Source organism: Pseudochelatococcus lubricantis (assembly GCF_042432495.1).
Lineage (GTDB): Bacteria > Pseudomonadota > Alphaproteobacteria > Rhizobiales > Beijerinckiaceae > Pseudochelatococcus > Pseudochelatococcus lubricantis.
Window position 1 is genome coordinate 1 of the sequence record NZ_JBHLXC010000001.1, and the last position, 22,195, is coordinate 22,195.

A 22,195-nucleotide genomic window follows, 5' to 3' on the forward strand; every position below is an offset into this window, starting at 1 on the left:
GAATCGTACCTCGGCTTCGTCGCCATCGCCGCTGTCAAACTATGGATGCCCTTTGTCCACGAGCGCTAGTTGGCGGTGAAGCCCGGGTCGATCCTGTCGAGGATAGCGTACGCCGCCTCGATGCGCGCCGGGTTCGCCCAGAAGCGGTTGGCGAGTATCACGATCGCCGTGCCGCGCGCGGGTTGAAAAAGGGCGTAAGCGCCGAAGCCGAGCGTGGAGCCGGTCTTCGAGACGGTCCCGACTGCCGCGCCGGTCACAGGCGCTTCCGGGCGCTCCACCGCATTCGGTTCCAGCACGAACGCCGGATCGGCGCCCTGAAGAAGCTCGGCGCTCCGCGCGGGTGCGCGGTAGAGTTCCCAACCCAGCCCCTGATACATGCTGCCGACGCGGTAGACACCGGTGCGCGCCGCGACGAGCGCGGTTTCGAGGTCGCTACCGAGGCCTGCCGGGTTCACCGATGCCTCCACGAAGCGGAGCAGATCGCTCGCTGTGGTCTTCACGCCATAGGCCTCGTGATCGAAGAGGCCGGGACTGACGCGCACCGGCGCGTTGTCGCGCGTGTAGCCCTGCGCGTAGTTGGCCATGCGGTTCGCCGGAACCTTGAGGAAAGTGTCCTCAAGCTTGAGGGGGGCGAGGACCTTGCCGGTCAGAAGCGTGGAGAAGGGCTGTCCGACGGTCACCGCGGCGAGGTATCCGGACAGCCCGATCGAGGGATTCGAATAGAGGCGGCTCGCGCCGATTTTGGCGGTGGGCTTGAAACTCCGGAAAAATTTGGCGAAGTTCGTCTTGTCCACCCAGGCGGGGAACTGCAACGGCAGGCCGCCGGCGACATAGGTGTGAAGGTCGAGAAGGCTTGCACCGCCGATCGGGCTCCCCGCGATCTCCGGCAGCAGGGTCTGCGCGGACGCCGAAAGATCCACCAACCCTTCCGCTTCAAGGCGTGCGAGAAGCGTTCCCGTGAAGGGCTTGGATAGGGAGCCGATCTCGAACAGAGTCTTGTCGTTCACGGGCGCGCGGGTCTTGCGGGATGCGACGCCGTAGTGAAAGACGTGGCGCTTGCCATCGTGGAGGATCGCGACCGAAAGGCCGGGCAGGTCGTGCTCGGCCATCAGCGGCTTTATCACCGCGTCGACGGTCGCGCGCACAGTATCGGCGGCCAGGGCCGGAAGGGCAGACAACGTGATCGCCGCCGCAAAGGTCAAGGTTCGCAGAAGAACAGATTTCATGCCGTGCTCCAGTTCACGAGTAGATTTTACGCCGACGACTGCTTCCGTCGATGGCCGTTGGCCTTCAGCAGGGATGCCCTTCGGGGAACGCCATGGCGACGGTCCCGCCTCACGATAGAAAACATTTGCCTCGCAGGCCTATGGGTATCTGTAGCGTATTGTCAGGGCGTGATGATGTATTTGGATTTGTGTCTCTATGACTGAATCACGGCGAGGATTGTGCTCCCCGGCCGGCGCGGGTTCAGCGCCCGATTGTCACGAACGGAATGACGAGAGACGCCGCCGCCAGGGTTGCGCCGGCGACCAGTGAGATCGTCGCATAGGTGCTGAAGTTCCTGGCTGGCGCGGTGTCGGCGATATGAAGCTGAACCGCCGCCACGAGATTGTCCAGAACAACGTCCTCGTGCCGGGCGCCGAACATTTCCTCCAGTTCCTTCCGGGCTGTCGGAAAAGGGTCCCGCAGGAGGCTCGTCGCAACGTGGGCCGCGAGAGCGAGCGCCCTGGTGGCCCACAGCGCCGAGGTCACGAGAAGCGCCAGGCCGCACAGGGCGAGCCCGGCCGGGACTGGCTGCGAGGTTGCGAAGGCTTGCGGGTTTCCGCGCAGAATTGCGGCGAGGACGGTGACGAAGCCCGCCATGGCGGCGATTGCCAGCGTCAGCATTACCCTTGTATGCGATACGACGAGCGCGCGAGAGCCGTTGGACTGTTCGATATAGATCTTGACCAATGTTTCGAGTGCGAACCTCCTCGCCTCGAATCCGAGGCGACGGTCCTCCGCCGGCATCGCGGGTGCGTCAGATACTGGTCCCATTCTTCCCTCGTCTTTTTCGGAACAGCCTTGTGCCGCGATTGCCGCAAACCAGCTTGCCAAATTACGTAAACACGTTTATTAAACGATGTCAATTAATGTAGGATGGAAGGTATTCCGGCCATCCACGATACCCTCGCAGGCGGGTGGGACTATTTTGCGTCGCAGACATCACAAATCGGCTTGCAGTATTATCTGAACGTGTTTAATAAACGTTATTATCAATGGGAGGAAATGACCATGCCCCGACAACCCATGACGCCAGAGCAGACCGAAGCAGTCCGCCGCCGCATCCTCAAGGAAGCGGCGCTGATCGTTGCGGAGGAAGGAATCGGCGCGCTTTCGATGCGGTACGTGGCGTCGAAGATGGGCATGACGGGGGGCGCTCTTTACCGGTATTTCCCGAGCCGGCAGGACCTGATCCTGGCGCATTTCAGCATCGGAATGAGCGATCTGCATGAGCGGCTGATGGCGGGTGAGACCTCCCCGGATCCGCTGACGGCGTTGCGTGACTACGCGCTTTCCTACGCGGATTTCGCGCTGTCCGATCCCATTCGGTTCCGGTTGATGTTCCTTGAGGACAACAAGGCGACCGAGAACGCCGGCGTGAATTTCGAAACGGTTGCCGCTGTCTACGGAGAATTCGTCCGCCGCATGGCCGCCGCCATGGATGCGCGGGCGCTCGCCCCCGGCGAGCCGAAGCCGAGCACGGACGTTCTCTGGGCCGGCCTGCACGGATCGGTCACCCTTGCCATCGTGTCGCCTGAAATGGACCTCGGCGATCCGCGCGAATTTATCGAGCGGACGATCGACACCATTCTGAAGGGGCTTTCCCAAGGGGAGCGACGTCATGAACATTCTTAGGCTGGGTGCATTCGTGCTCGCGGCCGCGGCTGTCGCCGGCTGCTCGCCGCAAGAAGAGGCTCAGCCCAGGGCTCCCCGCGTCGTGCAGGTGGTCGAGGCGCGCACGGAAACCGTCGAGCAGTCGTTCAGTCAGGTCGGCGAGATCCGGCCCTACCACGATACGGCGCTGAGCTTCCGCCTGAACGGCATGCTCGCGACGAGGCTGCGCCTGGGCGAGACCGTGCGCGAGGGAGACGTGCTGGCCGTTCTCGACAAGCGCCCGGCGGAAAACGACCTGCGTGCCGCGCGGGCGGAACTGGCGGCTGCGAATGCGGCGCTGTCTCTGGCGACGTTGTCGGCCGAGCGCCAGCGCGTGCTCTTCGAGCGCAACGCCGCCGCCCGCGCCGTGGTGGAGGACGCGGACGCCAACCGCGCGACGGCGACCGCGCGTGTCGACGCCGCGACCGTCGCGCTCGAACGCGCGCAGGATGCGCTGTCCTACACGGAACTGCGCGCCCCTCACGAGGGCACCATTTCGGCGGTCGAAGCCAATCAGGGCGAGGTCGTGGCGGCGGGGCAGGCGGTGCTTCGCCTGGTGACTGAAAACCGGCGGCATGCCGTGTTCGACGTGCCGGAGGTTTTCTACAGGACCACTCCCAAAGCCTCGGTCATCACGTTGCGGCTCGTGAGCGATCCCGCCATCACCGCCACGGGAACGATCGACGAAGTCGCGCCGCTCGCGGACAGGACCACCCGAAGCTACCGGGTCAAGGTCGCGGTGGAGGGGAACGGGGCAAGGATGCCGTTCGGCGCGCCCGTCATCGGCACGCTCGTGTTGAGCAAGGATGAGCTTGTGAGGTTGCCCGCTTCCGCCTTGACGACTTCTGAAACGGGATCGGCGGTTTTCGTCGTCGACGTCCAAACCGGCACGTTGCATCGCCGCCCCGTGGAACTGGCGCGCTTCGACGAGCGCTCTCTGTACGTATTGAGCGGCTTGCAGGAGGGAGAGCGCGTCGCCACCACGGGCGTTGCCAAGCTGCGCGACGGCGAGCAGGTCCGCGTCGCGGACGGAGGGAAGTGATGTCCGCCCAGGCCCGGACGACCCGCGGTCGTTTCAATCTCTCGGCATGGACCCTGCGCCATCGGTCGTTCGTGATCTTCATGATGCTCTCGGCCCTGATCGCAGGTGCCCTGAGCTACATGCGGCTGTCGCGTAACGAGGATCCGCCCTTCACAATCAAGACCATGGTCGTCGCCGCCGATTGGCCGGGGGCGACCACGGCAGACACTGTCCGCCTGCTCACCGAGCCGCTGGAGAAGAGGCTGGCCGAGATCAAATATCTCGACTATACGCAGAGCTACACCCGTCCGGGCAAGTCCGTTATCTTCGTCAATCTCAAGGACGACGCGCCGCCGGCCGAGATCGCGGAGATCTGGTATCAGGTCCGCAAGAAGGTCGAGAACCTCGCGCCGATGCTCCCCCAGGGGGTGCAGGGGCCATGGCTCGACGACGAGTTCGGCGACACCTACGGCAGCATCTTCGCGTTCACCGCCGACGGCTTCACTCTTCGCGACCTGCGCGACCGCGTCGACGTCATCCGCAACCAGCTGCTCTCGGTGCCCGACATCGGAAAGGTCAACCTCCTCGGTGTTCAGGAGGAGGAGATCGTCATCGAGTTCTCGACCGCGCGGCTCGCCGCCTTCGGGCTGGACCAGGCGACGGTGATCGAGGCTCTTCGTGCCCAGAACGCGGTCGCGCCGGCGGGCGAGCTGAAGACGGACGAGGACAAGATCCTGTTTCAGGTCAGCGGCGCGTTCGCGTCCGAGGAGAGCCTGCGCGAGCTGGTGTTACGGATCGACGGGCGGTTCGTCCGGCTTGTCGACATCGCCGACGTCTGGCGCGGGCTCGTCGACACGCCGGCGCCGAGTCTGCGCGTCAACGGCGAAACGGCGATCGGCCTCGCCATTTCCATGACGGAAGGCGGCAACCTGATCGAGTTCGGGGCGAGGCTGCGGGCGCGGATGGCGCAGATCGAGGCGAGCCTTCCCCCCGGCATCGCCGTTGTTCAGGTCGCGGATCAGTCGACGGTGGTGGAGGACGCCATCGGCGGTTTCGTGAAGGTGCTGCTCGAAGCGATTGGGATCGTGCTGGCAGTTTCCTTTCTGTCGCTCGGCTTGAGGGCGGGCCTCGTCATCACGGCGGCGATCCCGCTGGTGCTCGCGATGACCTTCATCGGCATGGAGATCGCGGGGATCGGGCTGCAACGCATTTCGCTCGGCGCGCTGATCATCGCGCTCGGTCTTCTCGTCGACGACGCCATGATCACGGTGGAGAGCATGGTCGGCCAGCTGGAGATCGGGCGGCCCAAGGATGTTGCCGCGGGCCACGCCTACGAGACCACGGCCTTTCCCATGCTGACGGGCACGCTCGTCATGATCGCCGGGTTCATTCCGGTGGGCTTCGCGGCGTCGAGCGCCGGGGAGTACACCTACTCGCTCTTCATGGTCGTGCTGATCTCGCTCTCGGCTTCCTGGATCGTCGCCGTCCTGTTCGCGCCGCTGCTCGGCATGTGGCTTCTGCCGGACACGATGAAGCACGAGCAGCACGGCGAGGGAAGGTTCATGCGCGCCTTTCGCAGCGTTCTGGAAGTGGCGATGCGGTGGCGGATCGCCACGCTGGCGCTGTTTCTCGCCGCGTTTGCCGCCGCCGTTTTCGGCGCGACGAAACTGGAGGAACAGTTCTTTCCCGCATCCGACCGTCCCGAGCTGCTCGTCAACCTGAACCTGCCGCAGAACGCATCCCGTCAGGCCACCGAGGCACGCGCGCGCGCACTGGAGGATATACTGTCGCGGGACCCCGGCGTGCGGAACTTCACGACCTATGTCGGATCGGGCTCGGTGCGCTTTTACCTGCCGATGGATCTCCTGCTCGACAACGACAATGTCTCTCAAACCGTGATCGTCGCTGGAAGCGTGCAGGAGCGCGACGAGGTGCAGCAGCGTCTGGAGGCCTTCTTCGCCAACGAACACCCGGATATCGTCACCCGCGTCTCGCCGCTGGAGGTCGGGCCTCCGGTCGGATGGCCGATCCGCTTCCGCGTGCTCGGCCCCGATTACGATGTCGTGAAGCGCCTGAGCGCCGAGGTCGCCGGCATCGTCGCCGGGGACAACCGCACGTCCGACATCAACCTGACGGCGGGTGAGCCGCAGCGCAGGGTCCGCGTCGAGTTGAACCAGGTCGAGGCGCGTGCGTTGGGTATCAGCTCGCAGTCGGTCGCCAACGAGATTGCGGCGACGATCGCGGGCACGTCGGTGACGTCGGTGAGGGATGGCAACCGCATGGTCGACGTCGTCATCCGTGGCCGGCCTCACGACCGCTCGACGGTCAGCGCGATCGAGGACCTGCATTTCCGTGCTGTGTCCGGCGCCAGCATACCGTTGCGCCAGATCGCGACGGTGGCTTACGGCATGGACGAACCGGTAATCTGGCGCCGCTCCGGCAACGCGATGGTCATCGTTCAGGCGGATGTCGCGAAGAATGTCCAGCCCGCGACCGTCGCCCTCGACATCGACCGCAGGCTCGAACCCGTGCGTGCGCAGCTTCCGATCGGCTACGCGATCGAAATCTCCGGCGTGGTCGAGGAGGCGGCGAAGGGCACGAATTCGATCCTTGCTGTCCTGCCCGCCATGGCCTTCGTGATCTTCGCGCTGCTGATGGTCCAGCTCCAGAGCTTCGCCCGCACGGGGCTCGCCATCCTGATGGCGCCGTTCGGTCTCATCGGCGTGGTCGCCGCGATGCTGCCGACGGGCACGCCCATGGGTTTCGTGGCGCAGCTCGGCGTCATCGCGCTGGCCGGGATGATCATCCGCAACGCCGTGATCCTGATCCAGGAGGTCGACGAGAATGTCCGCCGGGGGGAGGAGCCCTGGGAGGCCATCGTCCACGCTTCCACGCATCGGGCGAGGCCCATCGTGCTGACGGCGCTCGCGGCCATGCTCGGCATGGTGCCGATCGCCTTCCAGATCTTCTGGGGGCCGATGGCCTTCGCCATCATCGGCGGCCTTGCCGTCGCGACGGTCGCCACGCTTCTTCTGCTGCCCTGCCTCCTGCTCTGGCTGCTACAGTATGAGCAGCGCGGCGGGGCGGCGGAAGGACGGGTCGAGACGGCGGCCGCATCCTGAGCGGGTGTGCGGGGCGCCGCGACGGACGCATCGGCGCGTCGAAAGGCGCGCCGGAGGCGATCTCTTCGGCCAAGTGAGTATCAGCTCCAATTCACGGACGATGCATCGGCTCCTGTCTCGGCGGGAGCGCGTGCGGCGCTTGTTGCCTTCGCCGGATCCGCACGTGCGACGAGGCGGTCGAAGGCGAGATAGACCACCGGCGTCGTGAACAATGTCAGCATTTGCGAGATGATCAGACCGCCGACGATGGCGATGCCGAGCGGCACGCGCAGTTCCGCTCCCGGACCGTGGCCGAGCGCCAGCGGCAACGCCCCGAGCAGCGCGGCAAGCGTCGTCATCATGATCGGCCGGAAGCGCAGCAGGCATGCCTGCCGGATCGATTCAACCGGCGTCAGGCCTTGCGTCCGTTCGGCGTCGAGGGCGAAGTCAATCATCATGATGGCGTTCTTCTTGACGATGCCGATCAGGAGGATGATGCCGATCATGCCCATGATGGACAGCTCCTGACCGAACAGGAGCAGGGCGAGGAGCGCGCCCACGCCCGCCGATGGCAGGGTCGAGATGATCGTCAGCGGATGGATGGCGCTTTCATAGAGAACCCCGAGGACGATATAGACGGCGACGACCGCGGCGAGGATCAGCCATGGCTGGCTGGCCATTGAAGCCTGGAAGGCCTGGGCCGTTCCCTGGAAGGTTCCCTTGATGTTGACAGGCATGCCGGCCTTCAGCTCGGCATCGTGAATCGCCGCCACGGCATCGCTCAGCGCGACGCCGGGTGCGAGGTTGAACGACACGGTGATGGCCGGAAGCGACCCCTGATGGTTGACCGTGACCGGCAGGAGACCCGTCTTGATGGACGTGACCATGCTGAGGGGAACCAGCTTCTGGGTTGTTGTCGAACGCACATAGAGGCGGTTCAGCGCATCGGTGTTCAGCTGGAAACGCGGATCCAGTTCGAGCACCACATGATACTGGCTGACCTGGGTGAACAGCGTCGCGACTTGGCGCTGGCCGAAGGCGCTGTAGAGCACGTCATCGATGGCCTGCACGCTGACCCCGAGCCGGGCCGCCGTGGGGCGGTCGATCACGAGTGTCGCGCTTGTCGCCCCCGGCTGCTGATCCGACGTCACATCCTGGATTCCCGGCAAGGCCGTCATGGCCTTGGCCATGACGGCGGCCCATTTGCCAAGCTCGGTGGTGTCGCCGCTCTGGAGCGTATACTGATACTGGGCCGCGGATGAGCGTCCGCCCACCTGGATGTCCTGGCGGACCTGCATGCCAAGCGTGAGGCCCTCGATGTTGGCCGTTGCCTTCTTGATGCGCGCCATCACCTCCGCCGCCGTGGCGTGGCGCTCGGAGAAAGGCTTCAGGTTGATCTGGATCGCGCCGATACTTGCCGAAGGGCTGGGATTGATCCAGTAGGCGACATTGTCGACGTCGGGATCGCTCTGCACGATGTCCCCGAGGCTTTGCATCTTCTGCGACATCGCGTTGAAGGAGATATCGGTTGCCGCGCGCGCCTGGCCGATGATCCAGCCGGTGTCCTGCTGCGGCAGGAACCCCTTCGGCGTGATGGCGTAGAGCCACACCGTCAGCGCGAGTGTCGCGACGGTTACCATAAGCGTCAGGAACTGATGGCGCAACACGACGTCGAGGCAGCGTCCGTAGCCGCGTGTCACCGCCTGGAAGAAGGCTTCCGACCACCGATATAGCCGGCCGCGCGGCGCGCCGTGATCGTGGCTGATCAGCCAGGCGCACATCATCGGTGTGACCGTGAGCGAAATGACGCCCGACATCAGGATCGCGACGCTCACCGTGACGGCGAATTCACGGAACAGGCGTCCGACAATGCCTCCCATCAGCAGGATCGGGATGAACACCGCGATCAGCGAGATCGTCATGGAGACGATGGTGAAGCCGACCTCCCTGGCGCCTTCGATGGCGGCGTCGAGCTTCGACTTTCCCATTTCCATGTGGCGGATGACGTTCTCGATCACCACGATCGCGTCGTCGACGACGAAACCGACCGCGATGACGAGCCCCATCAACGACAAATTGTCGAGGCTGTAGCCGAGCAGATACATCACGCCGAAGGTTCCGAGCATGGAAAGAGGGATCGTGATGCTCGGGATCACCGTTGCCCAGAGGTTGCGCAGGAAGGCGAAGATCACCGCCACCACCAATGCGACGGTGATCAGCATCGTGAACTGCACGTCGTCGACCGAAGCCTGGATGATCTGCGTCCGATCGCCGATCACCGACAGCTTGACGGAAGCAGGCAAGGAGGCGCTGAACTCGGGAATGCGATCCTTGATGGCCTGGATCGTGGTCAGGACGTTGAAGCCGGATTGCTTCTTGATGTCGATCATCACCGAGCGCGTGCCCTGGAGCCACGCCGCCTGACGTGTATCTTCAGGGGCCGTCACGACGGTTCCCAGATCGCTGAGCCGGATCGGGGCGCCGTTCCTGTAGGCGATGACCATGCCCGCATAGGCGGGGGCATCGATCAGCTGATCGGTCGCGTCGAGGACGACAGTCCGGTCGGCATTGCTGAGCGAGCCTTTTGGAGCATTGACGGTCTGCTGGCCGATCACGCTGCGTATGTCGTCAAGGGTCAAACCGCGTGCGGCCACCTTGTCCGGGTCAAGCCGGATGCGGACGGACGGGCGTTGCGGTCCATGGAAGTCTACCTGGCCGACGCCCGTCATCTGCGAGATTTGTTGGGCGATGACGTCCTCGGCATAGTGGTCGAGCTCGGTCATCGGAAGCGTGTCCGAGGTGAGCGCGAGCGTCAGGAGGGTGGCATCCGCCGGATTGGTCTTGTGGAAGGTTGGCGGGTTGGGAAGGTTCTTGGGCAAGGCTCCGGCGGCGGCCGAGATCGCGATCTGGACGTCCTGCGATGCCGCATTGATGTCGCGGGCGAGGTCGAACTGCAGGGTAATTGAGGTGCGCCCGGACGAGCTGACCGAGGTCATCTGGGTCACGCCGGACACCAGCGTCGAGAGCGAGTTCTCCAGAGGTGTCGCGACGGCGGTCGCCATCGTCTCGGCGCTGGCGCCGGGAAGGCTCGCGGAAACCTGGATGGTCGGGAAATCGACCTGTGGCAGCGGCGCCACCGGTAGCTGGAAATAGGCGATCGCGCCGAGAAGGACCAGACCGATCGCGAGCAGGCAGGTGCCCACCCGGCGCCGGATGAACGGTTCCGAAATGGTCATTGCTTCGCCTCCAGTGCGAGATGCTGCGCGGAAATGTCGGATTGGGTGACGCTCACGCGCGTGCCCTGCGTCAGCCGGGATTGTCCGGACAGCACGATATTGTCCCCGGGCGATATGCCGGCCTTCAGCGCGGTGAAGTCGCCCACGGTTTCACCGGTCTGAACCTGCGTCACGGCGACCGTGCTGTCGGGCTTCACCACGAAGACGTAGGGGCCCTTCTGTCCGTTCTGGACGGCGATCGACGGTACCACGGTCGCGTTGGCGTCGGTCCGTACGATAACCCGCGCCGTCACCAGCGCTCCCGGCCAGAGTGCGTTGTTGAGGTTCTCGAACTCCGCCTGGAGCTTGATCGTGCCGGTCGCGGTGTCGACCCGGCTGTCGATCACGGTCAGCTTGCCGTCTGCGAGGTGGCGCGAGCCATCGCGCGAGTCAACGGAGACTTGCAGCGGAGCCTTGGCCTGTCCGGTCAGAAGGTCGGGCAGATCGTCCTGCGGCAGGGAGAATTGAACAGCGATCGGATGCAGCTGGGTGATGGTCACCAGACCGGCGGCATCATTCGCATGGATGATCGCACCTTCATTCGCCTGCTTCAGCCCGGCACGCCCCGCGATAGGCGCCGTCACCGTGGCGAAGGCGAGGTTGAGCTTTGCGGTATCGATCGCAGCCTGGTCCCCGGCGATCAGCGCCTCATTGATGGCAACCTGTGCCTTGGCGGTATCGGAGGCTTGCGACGAGCCGGCGCCGAGCGTACTCAGCCGGGTCGCCCGCCCTTCCTCCTTTCGGGAGTTGGCAAGCTGCGCCATGTCCTTCTGCAACGTGGCCTGTGCCTGGGCGAGCTGGGCCTGATACGGGCGGGGATCGACTTCGGCCAGCAGATCGCCGGCCTTGACGTCCTGGCCCTCCGTGAAGGCGATCTTCTGGATCTGACCATCCACCCTGACCTTCACATCGACCTGATTGAGGGGGGTCACGGTTCCCAGACCGGACCGCGAGATCGGAAGATCGCGACTCGCCGCAAGGACGGCCGTGATGGGGATCGTCGCGGGCGTGGTCGCGGCTTTGGCCGGCAGCGGCTTGCCGGGTATCAGCCGATCCCGCATGGCGTAGCCGCCGCCCGCAATGGCCAGCAAAAGGATGCCGACGATCCAGCGCCCGCGTCGTCGCGGCTTGCGGCGTTCCGGCATGTCGGGGTTCTTGTTGCTGGGTGAGAGTTCCATATCCATCTCCATCACATCGGTTCGGAGGCAGCACGCAGCGGCGGTGCCGGGTGGGACTGCCTGACCGCGACTCCGCGGTCTCGCGCGAATCCTCCGCCGAGGGCGCGAAAGAGGTTGACCGCGGCCTGAAGCTGCTGCAGGCGCACGAGCAGATAGGCTTCCTCTGCCTGAAACAGCGTGCGCTGCGTGTTGAGCACCGTGAGGTAGGTCGAAGTATCGTCCAGGCCTCTCTGTTCGAGCGCCTTCAGCTCACGGCTGTTGAAGGCCTGCCACCACGTCGTGCTGACGGAAGCGTCCTTCCGGTCGCCCGAGCTATAGGTGGCGGAAAGCGCGAGGCCGGGGCGCTGGTAGGGCGGCACGTGAGAGCAGGCGGTCAGCCCGGCGGACGGTATCGCGATGCCCACGGTTTTCCGTCGCGAGCGGCACAAGCGGTGGCGGCTCGATGGTTTCAAGCGGTGGATGGGGCTGTTGGGCATTCGGCTCGACCTGTCACGTCGCGCCTCTGTTGCGGCGCACAATCGACTATGAGGGTCGGCAGATGAGGCGGTTTTCGCACGAAGATGAAATCGCGTTTATGATGGGGCCGGGCTGGTCCGTCCCGTCGGCTATCTCCTCCTCACCGGCGTTGGCGCTCCGCCTAGGATGCCGTATTCGATGCTCGCATGAGGTATCCGGCTCCGGGAATGGTATGGATCAGGGGCGAGGCAAAGCCGCCATCGATCTTGCGGCGGAGCCGGTGGATATGCATGTCGACGACATTGCTCTTCGGCTCGAAGTCATAGGGCCAGGCAGCCTCCAGGAGCATGGTGCGCGTGACCACCTGACCGGCATGACGCATCAGGTATTCGACCAGCAGGAACTCCCGATGCTGGAGATCGATCCGGCGCTCCCCGCGTCGTGCGCGGCGCTGCACCATATCGAGTTCGAAGTCGCCGAGCCGCAGAATGTGATCCCGCCGGTCTGGCCGTTTCCGGCGCAGCAGTGCTTCGAGCCGGGCGATGAGTTCGGCGGTGGCGTAGGGCTTGACCAGATAATCGTCGGCACCGGCGTTGAGGGCTGCGACCTTGTCGAGCGTGCCGCCGAGGGCGCTCAGCATCAGCACAGGGATGGGATTTCCAGCTGTGCGCAGCGCCGCCAGAATCTCTGTCCCGGCCAGCTCGGGCAGGAGTTGATCCAGGATGATGACGTCATAGATGCCCTCCGACGCCATGGCGAGGCCGGTCGGTCCGTCGCCGACCCGGTCGGCGATATGTCCGGTCTCGACGAGCGCGCGCTCGATGTAGCCGGCGGTGCGATCGTCGTCCTCGACGATCAGGATGCGCATCGCGATGCTCCAGAAGAGTCAGATGAAATGGATTTCATGATATGGCAAACCCGACGTTCGGAGCGAAATGAGATCATGCTACCATCAAACATACCTAGGCTGGCTTAGTGAGGCGATGTGATGACGACTATTCTCGTTATCGAGGACGACGTTCAGACGGCTCGGGAGATAGAGGCTGCGTTGGTCGACCACGGTTATGAGGCCCGTATGGCGTCGACCGGACGTGAAGGGCTCGTCAAGGCCGTCGGCGAGAGTTACGACGCGATCATTCTCGACCGCATGCTGCCGGGCGACCTCGACGGCCTGGGGATCCTCACAACCTTGCGGACGGCCGGGGTGAGCACGCCGGTTCTCATCCTGAGCGCCCTTTCCGCGGTCGACGAACGGGTGCGCGGCCTCAAGGCGGGCGGCGACGATTATCTGACGAAGCCGTTCGACTTTCTGGAGCTGACCGCGCGGCTCGACGCCCTGATGCGCCGCAATGTCGGCCCGGCAGCTGAGACCACGCTGCGCGTCGGCGATCTGGAAATCGACCTGTTGACCCATAGCGTATGCCGGCGGGGCCAGACGATCGAGTTGCTGCCGCGCGAGTATCGTCTTCTCGAATATCTGATGCGTCATGCCGGTCAGGTGGTTACGCGGACGATGCTGTTCGAGGAGGTCTGGCACTATCGCTATGACGAGCCAACCAATGTCATTGATGTCCATATCGGGAAACTGCGCCGGAAAATCGATCTGGGGAGCCAGGCGTCGATGATCCAGACCGTCCGCGGCTCCGGCTATATCCTCGATGCGAATCATTGAACTCTATCGCACGACCGGCTTCCGCCTGGCGTTGAGCTTTCTGGCGCTGTTCGGGCTGACGTCCGTTGTTCTCTATACATTCATCGACATCGAGGTGAAGGACTTCCTCACCGAAAAGGTGGATGACTGGGTCTTGCGAGAAGGACGCAGCCTGACCAAGCTCGATGTTCAGACCATCGCAGCGAGGCTGGACAACCGCAAGAATGGCGAGTTTGATGCCGAGCGGCCCATGACGCTGTTCAATGCCGCCCATGAACGGTTAGCCGGAAGCCCGATCCCCTTTCCCATGGGGTACGACGGGGCGACCACGCCATTCGAATTCGGCGCCGACAGCGGCATGCCCGGAGTACCGTTCCGCGGGCTGACCTGGACGCTTCCCGGCGGCGAGATCCTGCTCGTCGCGGAGAGCATTAGCGAAGTGAAGGAATTCAACGAGGTTCTGTTCGGCGCGATGTTGCTGGCGGGTGGCTGCACCGCGCTTTTCGGGCTTGCCGGTGCGGTCCTGATCGGCACGGGGGCCGTCCGTCATTTCGACGCCGTCACCCAGGCCACGCGCAAGATCGTCGCCGGCGATCTGTCCGGCCGTCTGCCGAGCCAGGGTGTCGGGGGCGATACCGGCCGTCTGATCGCCGTTGTCAACGAGATGCTCGACGAGATCGAGCGCCTGATGCGGGAGGTCAAAGGGGTATGCGACAACATCGCCCACGATCTCCGCACGCCACTGACCCGTCTGCTCGCCGGGCTGGATCGTGCCCGCCGCCGCGCAACCAATGTCGAAGACTATGCGAACAGCGTCGATGAAGCGATCGTCGAGACGCAAGGCATATTGAAGACGTTCGCGGCGCTGTTACGCATCTCCGAAGTCGAGGACGGCGCGCGGCGCGCGGGATTCGTCCCGGTCGATCTCGCTGCGATCGTGGCGGATGCCATCGAGCTTTACGAACCGCTGGCGGAGGAAAAGGAGATCAACCTGACGTCCTCCATTCAGGAAAGCGATCCCCGCTCGCTTCCGGGCGATCCCAGCCTTCTGTTCGAGGCCGTGGCCAACCTTATCGACAATGCGCTGAAATTCTCGCCAAAAGGCGGGAATGTCGAGGTCCATCTGGAACGCAAGGGCGACCTGACCCGCTTGCGGGTGACCGACGACGGACCGGGCATTCCGGAAGCTGACAGGGCCAATGTCTTGCGGCGCTTCTATCGCGCGGAACCCAGCCGGCACGCGCCCGGCAATGGCCTTGGTCTCAGCCTCGTCGCCGCCATCGCCCGGCTGCACGGCATAAAGCTGGACATCGCAGGGGGAACTGGCACCACCGTCACGCTTGAACATAACGCGGCGTCTGCGCCTTCCCTCGGCTGAGAAGGGGGCGCGGCAGTATCCGATGCCGGGCCCCGCGCCCTACGATGGGGGAACGGGATACCCGGGCAAACGTCAGCGGCATGCCCAATCGGGTCAAGACGTTCCCTGTCAGTCAGCGGGTGCGTTGCCAGCTTGGCGCAATCGAGCGTTTCCTCAACAAAATCGAACGCTTCAGAGTCGTCGCGACCCGGCAGGGCAAGCGAGACGGTAATTTTCTCGCTTCCTTACAACCCGCTTCAATCCGCATCCGATTGCGAAACCATGTGTCGGTCGCCTCATCCAACGGCGAGAAAAAACGCAGGGGCAGATCACCGGTTTGAGCGTCTGGCGGAGGGCGTCGGGTCTCCGCGCGGCTGCTCAACGAGCCTTGTCCGACCAACGTCGCATTGCCTCCCTTCTTTTCGGGCGTTTGATGTAGGTGGTTGCTTTCGTAACTTATGCGCTGTCGGGATAGGGAGAAGACGGGATGCCGGGTTGCGCGGATGATGTTTCAGGCAGTCTGCGTTCCGGATTCGGGCGTGGGTACGATTCAGCGGCGGTCCGGCTTGCGGGCGGCGGAGGATTTCTGTTCGCCCTGGCGCGATTGTTCCCGCCATGGGTCCGGTGGATAGCGGCGGCTTCGGCTGTGCCACTTGTGATCGCCCGGCCCGCTCTTGCCGAGGGTGGCGATCCGTCGCTCGCCAGATGCGCTGCCATTCCGGCTGATAGCGACCGGCTGGCATGCTATGACGCCCTTGCACGCGATCGGGCGGGTCCGATTTTCTCGGGCTTCGGTAATGGCGCCACAGGCATTTTCAGTACCTCCGGTCCAGCGACTCTTGTCTACGAAAGCGAGGACGTCATCCTCGTTCTTTATCTTGAGGACGACACCGGCCGGCTTGTTCAGAACCTCCATCTCGGCGGCAGGGGCGAAGGGCGTTATCCGCTGCCCGGGCCGGGGCGATATCGTGTGCAGGTCGATGCCTCGGGCGGCTGGCGCATCCGGGTGGTGGAGTCCCGGCCGTGACACTCGCCGTCCGCCTTGCCCTCGCTGTCGCGATTCCGCTCGCCGCGCTCGCCGCCCTGACGTGCCTCGGGGCCTGGCAACTCCGCACGGAGGAATGGACGCACAGCCGCGTGGAGAAGGCGGGGCGGCAGATCGCCGTGCTGGAGCGGGTGCTGGCGGACGTCGACCGGATGGCGCTGGATACGCTGCTCGCCGCGGATCCGGCAGCAGCACGCGCGGCGCTGGCGGAGGCCGAACTCGACGCGATGCAGGATCTGGGCGTGCTCGACCGGCTGACGGAGGAGGAGATCGCTTTCGTCGGCGACGAGGAGCGTGACAGGGAAGTGGAGGAGCGCGAGCGCCCGGCCGCGTTGCGCGCCGGTATCCGCCGCATGACGGCGCTGCTTGGCGGTGCCGTGGAGGCTCGCTTTTCCTCAGATGCCGCTGTCGCGGCGGGCACGGGTGCAAGTGAACTGGACCAGGCGCGGCAGGATTTTCGCGCGCTGGTCAAGGAAGCGCTGACCGACGAGGCCGACGAAATCGAAACCGCCCGCTCCGGCCGAGCTGCGCTCCGCAACAGGCTTGTTTGGCTCGTTTTCGCGCTCGTCGGCATTGCGGCCGTGGCCGCGTTGGCGCTGGGGATGTCGGTCGCCCGGCGGGCGGGGCGGAGTTTCCGCAGCCAGCGCGAAGCCGTGTCCCGGATTGGGGACGGGCATTTCGATACGCGGATTTCTCCCGTGCCGTGGGACGAGGCCGGCACAGTCTCGCAGGCGGTGAACGGCATGGCGGAGGCGCTCGAACGCGCATCAGTCCGACAAGGCGAGGAGCAGCGCCGGCTTGCCGGGACGCTGGAACGCCGGAGTGTCGAACTCGAACTGTCCAACGCCCGGTTGCGTGAAGTCGATGCCAACCGGCGGCGCTTTCTGGCCGACATCGGCCACGCCCTGAAGACGCCCCTCGCGGTTGCACGCGGCACGCTGGAGAACGCCCGCACGGGTTGGGAACGGCAGGGCAGGGGTACGGCACCGTTCGATACCGCGATCGATGCCATCGATGAGGTGGCCGGGCGGGTTTCCGAACTGCTCACGCTCGCGCGCGCCGAGGACGGACGCCTCGTCCGGGCGGTGGAGCCGGTGGAGCTTTACGATTTTCTCGACAGCCGGCTGGCGTCGCTGCGCGCCTTGCCGGGAAGCGGGCGGCTGCGTTTCCGCTATGCAGGCGATGAGCCCGTGATGATCCGGGCCGATCGGCGGGAATTGCAGCGGGCCTGCGATGCGTTGCTTGAGAACGCGCTCGACCACGCCGGACCGGAGTCGCCAGTCGAGGTCACGCTGGAGGCCGACGAGCTGGAAGCCCGCGTCGCGATCCGCGATAGCGGCCCGGGCATTCCCGAGCCGCTCCTCGCGCACGTCTTCGAGCGGGAGGTGAGCGGGAGGGGAGGCACCGGCATCGGCCTTTCCATGGCGCGCGGGCTGGTGCAGGGGCTCGGCGGCACGCTGACGATCGGCGCCGGGTGCACGGGCGGGACGGAGGTGCTGATCCGCCTGCCCCGGATCAGCGAGGAGACGGAGGAAGGCACGGCATGACCATTCTGGTGATCGAGGATGATTTCCGTATTGCGCAGGTGGTGGAGGACGCCTTCGTGGCCGGCGGCTGGCAGGTGGAGCGATGCGGGACCGGTGAGGAAGGTCTCGACCGGGCGGCGGCAGGCCGGTTCGACGCCATCGTGCTCGATGTGCTCCTGCCCGTCTATTCGGGCTTCGAGGTCTGCCAACGGTTGCGCGAGCAGGGTGTGACGACGCCGATACTGATGCTGACCTGCCGCGACCGGGACGAGGATATCGTGCGCGGCCTGCGCCTCGGCGCCGACGATTACGTGACCAAGCCATTCTCGACCACCCAGCTGACAGCGCGCGTGGACGCGCTGGTGCGGCGGGCCACGGGCTTTCCCCGTGGCCGGCAGCTTCGGGCAGGATCGCTGGTCCTCGATCAGAAAAGTCGGCGGGTCTCCGTCGGGGAGCATGTCATTCCGCTCACGGCGAGGGAGTTCGGGCTGCTCGAATTCTTCATGCAACATGCTGGCCGGGCAATTACGCGCGAGACCCTGCTGGAGCGCGTCTGGGGCGACGACGATTGTCATACCCCCAATGTCGTGGACGTTTACGTCTCCTATCTGCGCCGGAAGCTCGCCCACAGCGGCGCCGGCTTGCAATTGCGGACGGTGAGGGGCTACGGTTACATTCTCGACGAGCCGGTCGGGCATTGAACCTGCGGGTTACGCCGCGGGGCGCGACATGAAACGTCGCGGAGCGATCGGCATACGACCAAGGTCCCCCCTCGTCTTAGGAGATTCTCAGGCGGGCCTCAGTCCGCTCTCAGTCCGGAATGCTAGCCTCCCATTCATTGGAACCGGAGAAAACCGGCCTTACGTCTGGGAGGAAAAACGATGAAACGCAAAGCCACGCTTGTGGCGGCCGCCAGCTTTCTGGCGCTCGTGCTCGCTGCACCCGCCATGGCCGATGTCGGCTGGGACGACATCCGTAACGATGCGGAAACGACGGAAGACGTGCTGATGTACGGTTTCGGGCCGAAGGCGCAACGCTTCAGCCCGCTCGATGCCGTCAATGTCGAGACGGTGAAGAACCTCGTCCCCGCATGGTCCTTCTCTTTCGGGGACGAGCGCCAGCGCGGCCAGGAGGCGCAGGCCATCGTCAAGGACGGCGTGATCTATGTCACGGCATCCTACAGCCGGATGTTCGCCCTCGATGCCCGGACCGGACGCAAGCTGTGGCAGTATACCGCGCGCCTGCCGGAAGGCATCCGCCCCTGCTGCGACGTGATCAACCGCGGCGCGGCGATCTACGGCGACAAGGTCTATATGGGACTGCTCGACGCCTCGGTCGTCGCGCTCGACCGCAAGACCGGAAAGGTCGTCTGGCACAAGCGTTTCGGCGATTACAAGGTCGGCTATACGATTACCGGCGCCCCGACGATCATCCGCGACAGGGAAACGGGCCGCGACCTGTTGATCCATGGTTCGTCCGGCGACGAGTTCGGCGTGGTGGGCCAGCTCTTCGCCAGGGATCCCGAGACGGGCGAGGAGATATGGATGCGGCCGCTCGTGGAGGGCCATATGGGCCGCTACATGGGCAAGGACAGCACGCCGACCGGCAACCCCGACGCGCCGTCGTGGCCGCGCGACAAGAGCGGGCAGCTCGTGCAGGCGTGGCACCATGGCGGCGGCGCGCCGTGGCAGTCCGCCTCCTTCGACGAGGAGACGAACACCATCATCATCGGGGCCGGCAACCCTGCTCCGTGGAACGGCTGGGCACGCTGGCCGGGTGACAGCCTGTTCACATCCGGGCAAGCCTATGTCAACCCGACGAACGGCGAGCTGGTAGGCTTCTATCAGCATACGCCGAATGATACCTGGGATTTCTCCGGCAACAACGAGATCATTCTCTTCGACTACACGGACAAGGACGGCAAGAAACATCGGGCCGGCGCCCACGCCGACCGTAACGGGTTCTTCTACGTGACGGACATCGACGCGCTTTCGAAGCGCGGCGGCGAGATCAACCGTCCCAAGGCGTTGCTCAACGCCTTCCCCTTCGTGGACGGGATCACGTGGGCCAAGGGCATCGATCTTGAGACCGGCCGCCCGATCGAAGTCGAGGGCCAGCGTCCGCCTCCGCCCGCGGAAGGGCAGAGCAAGGGGCCCGTTGCGCAGATTTCGCCGCCATTCCTGGGCGGCAAGAACTGGAATCCGATGTCCTACAGCCCGAAGACCGGCCTCTTTTACATCCCGGCGAACCACTGGCAGGAGGATTTCTGGGCAGAGAAGGTGAACTACGCGCCCGGCGCCGCCTATCTCGGCATGGGCTTCACCATCAAGAAGAAATTCGAGGACCACGTCGGCATCCTGCGCGCCATGGACCCCGCGACGGGCAAGATAAAGTGGGAGCACAAGGAGGAGATGCCGCTCTGGGCAGGCACGCTGGCCACGGAGGGAGGGCTCGTCCTCACCGGCACGTCGGACGGCTACTTCAAGGCGTTCAACGCCGAGACGGGCGAAGAGTTGTGGAAGTTCCAGACCGGCTCGGGGATCGTCTCGTCCCCCATCACCTGGACAATGGATGGCGAGCAGTACATCGGCGTGGCGTCGGGCTACGGCGGCGCGGTGCCTCTCTGGGGCGGCGACATGGCCAAGATGACGCGCAACGTGAGTCAGGGCGGATCGTTCTGGGTATTCAGGCTGTCCGACATCAAACAGGCACGGAAGTAGACAGGTCCGGTCCCTTCGGCACCGGTTCCGGCCGGTGCCTTCCTCGCCGCTGTGAGACAATCATGAAAACTCTCGTCATGGCCTTTCTCGTCGCCCTTGTGCCATTCGCCGCCTCGGCTGAGGAGAAGTTCTGGAGTTACGACGGGCCGGATCCCGGTTCCGACGGTGTGGTGGTGATCAATGGATGCCGCATCGAGCCGCGCACCCGGTGTCCCGGCGCGGACTTGCGTCACGCCAATCTCAAGGGCAGCAACCTCGCGGGCGCCGATCTGCGCGGCGCCCGGCTTGCGCGCGCCAACCTCTCCGGCGCCAATCTCCGCGGCGCCAACCTCGACGGCGCGGATCTGAAGGCTGCGCGGCTTGAACGCGCGTTCCTGCAGGGCAGTTCCGCCAGGCAAGCCGACATGCGTGGCGCGAACCTCGAACATGCTCGCGCGGCCGGTTCGGACTGGTCCCGCGCCGATCTCACGGCCGCCGATCTCGAAATGCTCCAGGGCAGCAAGCTCAACCTGAAGGGCGCGAACCTGACGGACGCCAACCTGCAGGAGACCAAGTTATACGATGCCAATCTCGCCGACGCGATCCTGGAGGGGACCAGCCAGGCCTTCGCGATCTTTCAAGGCACCTGGATGGAAGGCTGTCGCGGCTGCCCCGTCAACTGGTGAAAAGCGGAACGAGCAGTCATCAACAGCGTCCTCCGCTATCGTGACAGTTGACTGAAACGCTGACGCATCAAACCGCCATCTGCAGCGGAGTATCAGCAGGTTGGCGCCTGCCCCGAACGTCATCACGGGGTACGACCTCAAAAAGCAACCATAACCCCGGCACGGGAACAGCGCCAATCGCCGCGACGGTGGGCTGGGATTTTGCGATCCGCTGTCGGAGCCGTCACAGACCTTCGACGATCACGAGCTGGGTTTCGGCCGCGCCTTCCCTGCGGCGGCGGGCTTCCTGATACTCGGGTGAATCGTAGCAGGCCCGGGCGCTGGCAAGATCCGGAAAGCGGATCACCACATGGCGTTGCAGCGCTGGTCCCTCAAGCGTCTCAAACGCGCCGCCACGCGCCAGAAACTCCGCTCCGTAACGGGCGAAGGCAGTGGCGGCCTGCTCCCGATAGCCCGCATAAGCCTCGGGGTCGGTGATCGTTACATGGGCAATCCAGTAGGCGGTCATCGGCCGGATTTTCCTTTTTTGGGAGCGGATGTCTCGCTGGCGTCGAGAAGGCGGCCGGCGATCATGGCCGCTTCTGTCAGGTGATCGCGAACGGCTTGCGCGGCGGTTTCCGGCTGGCGCGACAGGATCGCCTCGGCGATGCGCTGCATCCGCGCGTGGCCTGAAACATGACGCTCCTTCGAGGCCAGCGTCAGTGCGCGCAGCCGCGATATGCGACCGTTCAGACGCTGCACGATTTCCCACGCGATATGATGCCCCGCCGACGTGAAGATCACCTCGTAAAAACGGGTCGTCGCATCATAAAGAACCTGCGGGTCCGTCGAGGAAAACGCTTCTTCGAGGTTCTTCAATGCGCCTGAAAGCGCAGCTCGCGACCTGTCATCCAGAAAACGCGCGCAATCGGCGGCTGCCGCGGATTCCAGCCGCAGGCGGATGTCGTAGATCTGCCGAGCCGTGTCTCGGTCCAGCGTGGCAACCACCGGGCCGCTGCGGGGCATGATCTCGACCAGCCCTTCCGCCTCCAGATAGCGGATCGCCTCCCGCACGACCGAGCGCGAGACACCGAGCTGGTCGACCAGAGTGCGTTCGACCAGCCGGTAACCCGAAGGAAGCTGTCCGGACATGATCGCGGCGCGCAGGCGCTCGATTGCGATCTCCCGCAGCGTTTGGGGCACATGCTCAATGCGTAGGCCGATGAACTGTTCGTTTTCCATGCACACACCTTACCCTGCGCAGAAAAAATGCACAACATATTATTGACAGATGGTATGTTGGTA

The 22,195-nt window shown here is 64.7% G+C and carries 18 protein-coding genes; 10 read left to right on the forward strand and 8 right to left on the reverse strand.

Annotated elements, in window-relative coordinates:
* Positions 1–65: 65 nt before the first annotated feature.
* Both ampC and ACFFJ7_RS00010 read right to left on the reverse strand, forming a co-directional pair.
* Entirely contained in the window at positions 66–1,226 is a 1,161-nt protein-coding gene (ampC, locus tag ACFFJ7_RS00005) for a class C beta-lactamase (RefSeq protein WP_377590051.1), read from the reverse strand.
* A 241-nt stretch (positions 1,227–1,467) separates the two neighbouring features.
* On the reverse strand, positions 1,468–2,037 hold the full coding sequence (locus ACFFJ7_RS00010; RefSeq protein WP_377590053.1) for a hypothetical protein: 570 nt from the start codon (positions 2,035–2,037) through the stop codon (positions 1,468–1,470).
* A 102-nt stretch (positions 2,038–2,139) separates the two neighbouring features.
* Here ACFFJ7_RS00010 and ACFFJ7_RS00015 point away from each other — a divergent pair, with 102 nt between their 5' ends.
* Genes ACFFJ7_RS00015 through ACFFJ7_RS00025 form a run of 3 tightly spaced genes read left to right on the forward strand, consistent with a single transcriptional unit; the run spans position 2,140 to position 7,059 of the window.
* Positions 2,140–2,898, forward strand: coding sequence for a TetR/AcrR family transcriptional regulator (locus tag ACFFJ7_RS00015; protein WP_377590055.1), 759 nt, complete (start codon positions 2,140–2,142; stop codon positions 2,896–2,898).
* Positions 2,885–3,958: an efflux RND transporter periplasmic adaptor subunit gene (locus ACFFJ7_RS00020; RefSeq protein ID WP_377590057.1), complete on the forward strand. Its 1,074-nt coding sequence runs from the start codon at positions 2,885–2,887 to the stop codon at positions 3,956–3,958. Before ACFFJ7_RS00015 ends, ACFFJ7_RS00020 begins: the two co-directional genes overlap by 14 nt.
* Positions 3,958–7,059, forward strand: a complete 3,102-nt coding sequence (locus tag ACFFJ7_RS00025; protein WP_377590059.1) for an efflux RND transporter permease subunit — start codon at positions 3,958–3,960, stop codon at positions 7,057–7,059. The genes ACFFJ7_RS00020 and ACFFJ7_RS00025 overlap by 1 nt, the downstream gene beginning before the upstream one ends.
* 80 nt (positions 7,060–7,139) lie before the next feature.
* Here the strand turns inward: ACFFJ7_RS00025 and ACFFJ7_RS00030 are convergent, their stop codons facing one another.
* The 4 genes from ACFFJ7_RS00030 to ACFFJ7_RS00045 form a co-directional block, all read right to left on the reverse strand.
* Complete coding sequence (locus ACFFJ7_RS00030) at positions 7,140–10,274, reverse strand: efflux RND transporter permease subunit (protein ID WP_377590062.1); 3,135 nt, start codon at positions 10,272–10,274, stop codon at positions 7,140–7,142.
* Entirely contained in the window at positions 10,271–11,491 is a 1,221-nt protein-coding gene (locus ACFFJ7_RS00035; protein WP_377590064.1) for an efflux RND transporter periplasmic adaptor subunit, read from the reverse strand. The genes ACFFJ7_RS00030 and ACFFJ7_RS00035 overlap by 4 nt, the downstream gene beginning before the upstream one ends.
* A gap of 11 nt (positions 11,492–11,502) precedes the next feature.
* A complete protein-coding gene (locus tag ACFFJ7_RS00040; protein ID WP_377590066.1) occupies positions 11,503–11,895 on the reverse strand; it encodes a hypothetical protein in 393 nt (130 codons plus the stop codon).
* 233 nt (positions 11,896–12,128) lie between these two features.
* Positions 12,129–12,815, reverse strand: a complete 687-nt coding sequence (locus tag ACFFJ7_RS00045) for a response regulator transcription factor (protein ID WP_166953478.1) — start codon at positions 12,813–12,815, stop codon at positions 12,129–12,131.
* Between the two features lie 120 nt (positions 12,816–12,935).
* On the opposite strand from ACFFJ7_RS00045, the gene ACFFJ7_RS00050 reads away from it, so the two are divergent.
* The 7 genes from ACFFJ7_RS00050 (at position 12,936) to ACFFJ7_RS00080 (ending at position 20,911) form a co-directional block, all read left to right on the forward strand.
* A complete protein-coding gene (locus ACFFJ7_RS00050) occupies positions 12,936–13,619 on the forward strand; it encodes a response regulator transcription factor (protein ID WP_166953480.1) in 684 nt (227 codons plus the stop codon).
* Between the two features lie 94 nt (positions 13,620–13,713).
* Positions 13,714–14,976 carry a sensor histidine kinase gene (locus tag ACFFJ7_RS00055; RefSeq protein WP_377590069.1) on the forward strand — a complete coding sequence of 421 codons (1,263 nt, stop codon included), beginning with the start codon at positions 13,714–13,716 and terminating at the stop codon, positions 14,974–14,976.
* 625 nt (positions 14,977–15,601) lie between these two features.
* Complete coding sequence (locus tag ACFFJ7_RS00060) at positions 15,602–15,982, forward strand: hypothetical protein (protein WP_166953482.1); 381 nt, start codon at positions 15,602–15,604, stop codon at positions 15,980–15,982.
* Entirely contained in the window at positions 15,979–17,547 is a 1,569-nt protein-coding gene (locus tag ACFFJ7_RS00065) for a sensor histidine kinase (RefSeq protein ID WP_377590072.1), read from the forward strand. The genes ACFFJ7_RS00060 and ACFFJ7_RS00065 overlap by 4 nt, the downstream gene beginning before the upstream one ends.
* Positions 17,544–18,227, forward strand: coding sequence for a response regulator transcription factor (locus tag ACFFJ7_RS00070; RefSeq protein WP_166953486.1), 684 nt, complete (start codon positions 17,544–17,546; stop codon positions 18,225–18,227). The genes ACFFJ7_RS00065 and ACFFJ7_RS00070 overlap by 4 nt, the downstream gene beginning before the upstream one ends.
* 180 nt (positions 18,228–18,407) lie before the next feature.
* Positions 18,408–20,246 (forward strand): methanol/ethanol family PQQ-dependent dehydrogenase, encoded by a 1,839-nt coding sequence (locus tag ACFFJ7_RS00075; protein ID WP_166953488.1) that lies wholly within the window; start codon positions 18,408–18,410, stop codon positions 20,244–20,246.
* Between the two features lie 77 nt (positions 20,247–20,323).
* Positions 20,324–20,911 (forward strand): pentapeptide repeat-containing protein, encoded by a 588-nt coding sequence (locus tag ACFFJ7_RS00080; RefSeq protein ID WP_208394232.1) that lies wholly within the window; start codon positions 20,324–20,326, stop codon positions 20,909–20,911.
* Between the two features lie 223 nt (positions 20,912–21,134).
* Here the strand turns inward: ACFFJ7_RS00080 and ACFFJ7_RS00085 are convergent, their stop codons facing one another.
* Both ACFFJ7_RS00085 and ACFFJ7_RS00090 read right to left on the reverse strand, forming a co-directional pair.
* Positions 21,135–21,419 carry a DUF1330 domain-containing protein gene (locus tag ACFFJ7_RS00085; protein ID WP_377590075.1) on the reverse strand — a complete coding sequence of 95 codons (285 nt, stop codon included), beginning with the start codon at positions 21,417–21,419 and terminating at the stop codon, positions 21,135–21,137.
* Positions 21,416–22,132, reverse strand: coding sequence for a GntR family transcriptional regulator (locus ACFFJ7_RS00090; RefSeq protein WP_208394233.1), 717 nt, complete (start codon positions 22,130–22,132; stop codon positions 21,416–21,418). The genes ACFFJ7_RS00085 and ACFFJ7_RS00090 overlap by 4 nt, the downstream gene beginning before the upstream one ends.
* Positions 22,133–22,195 lie beyond the last annotated feature (63 nt).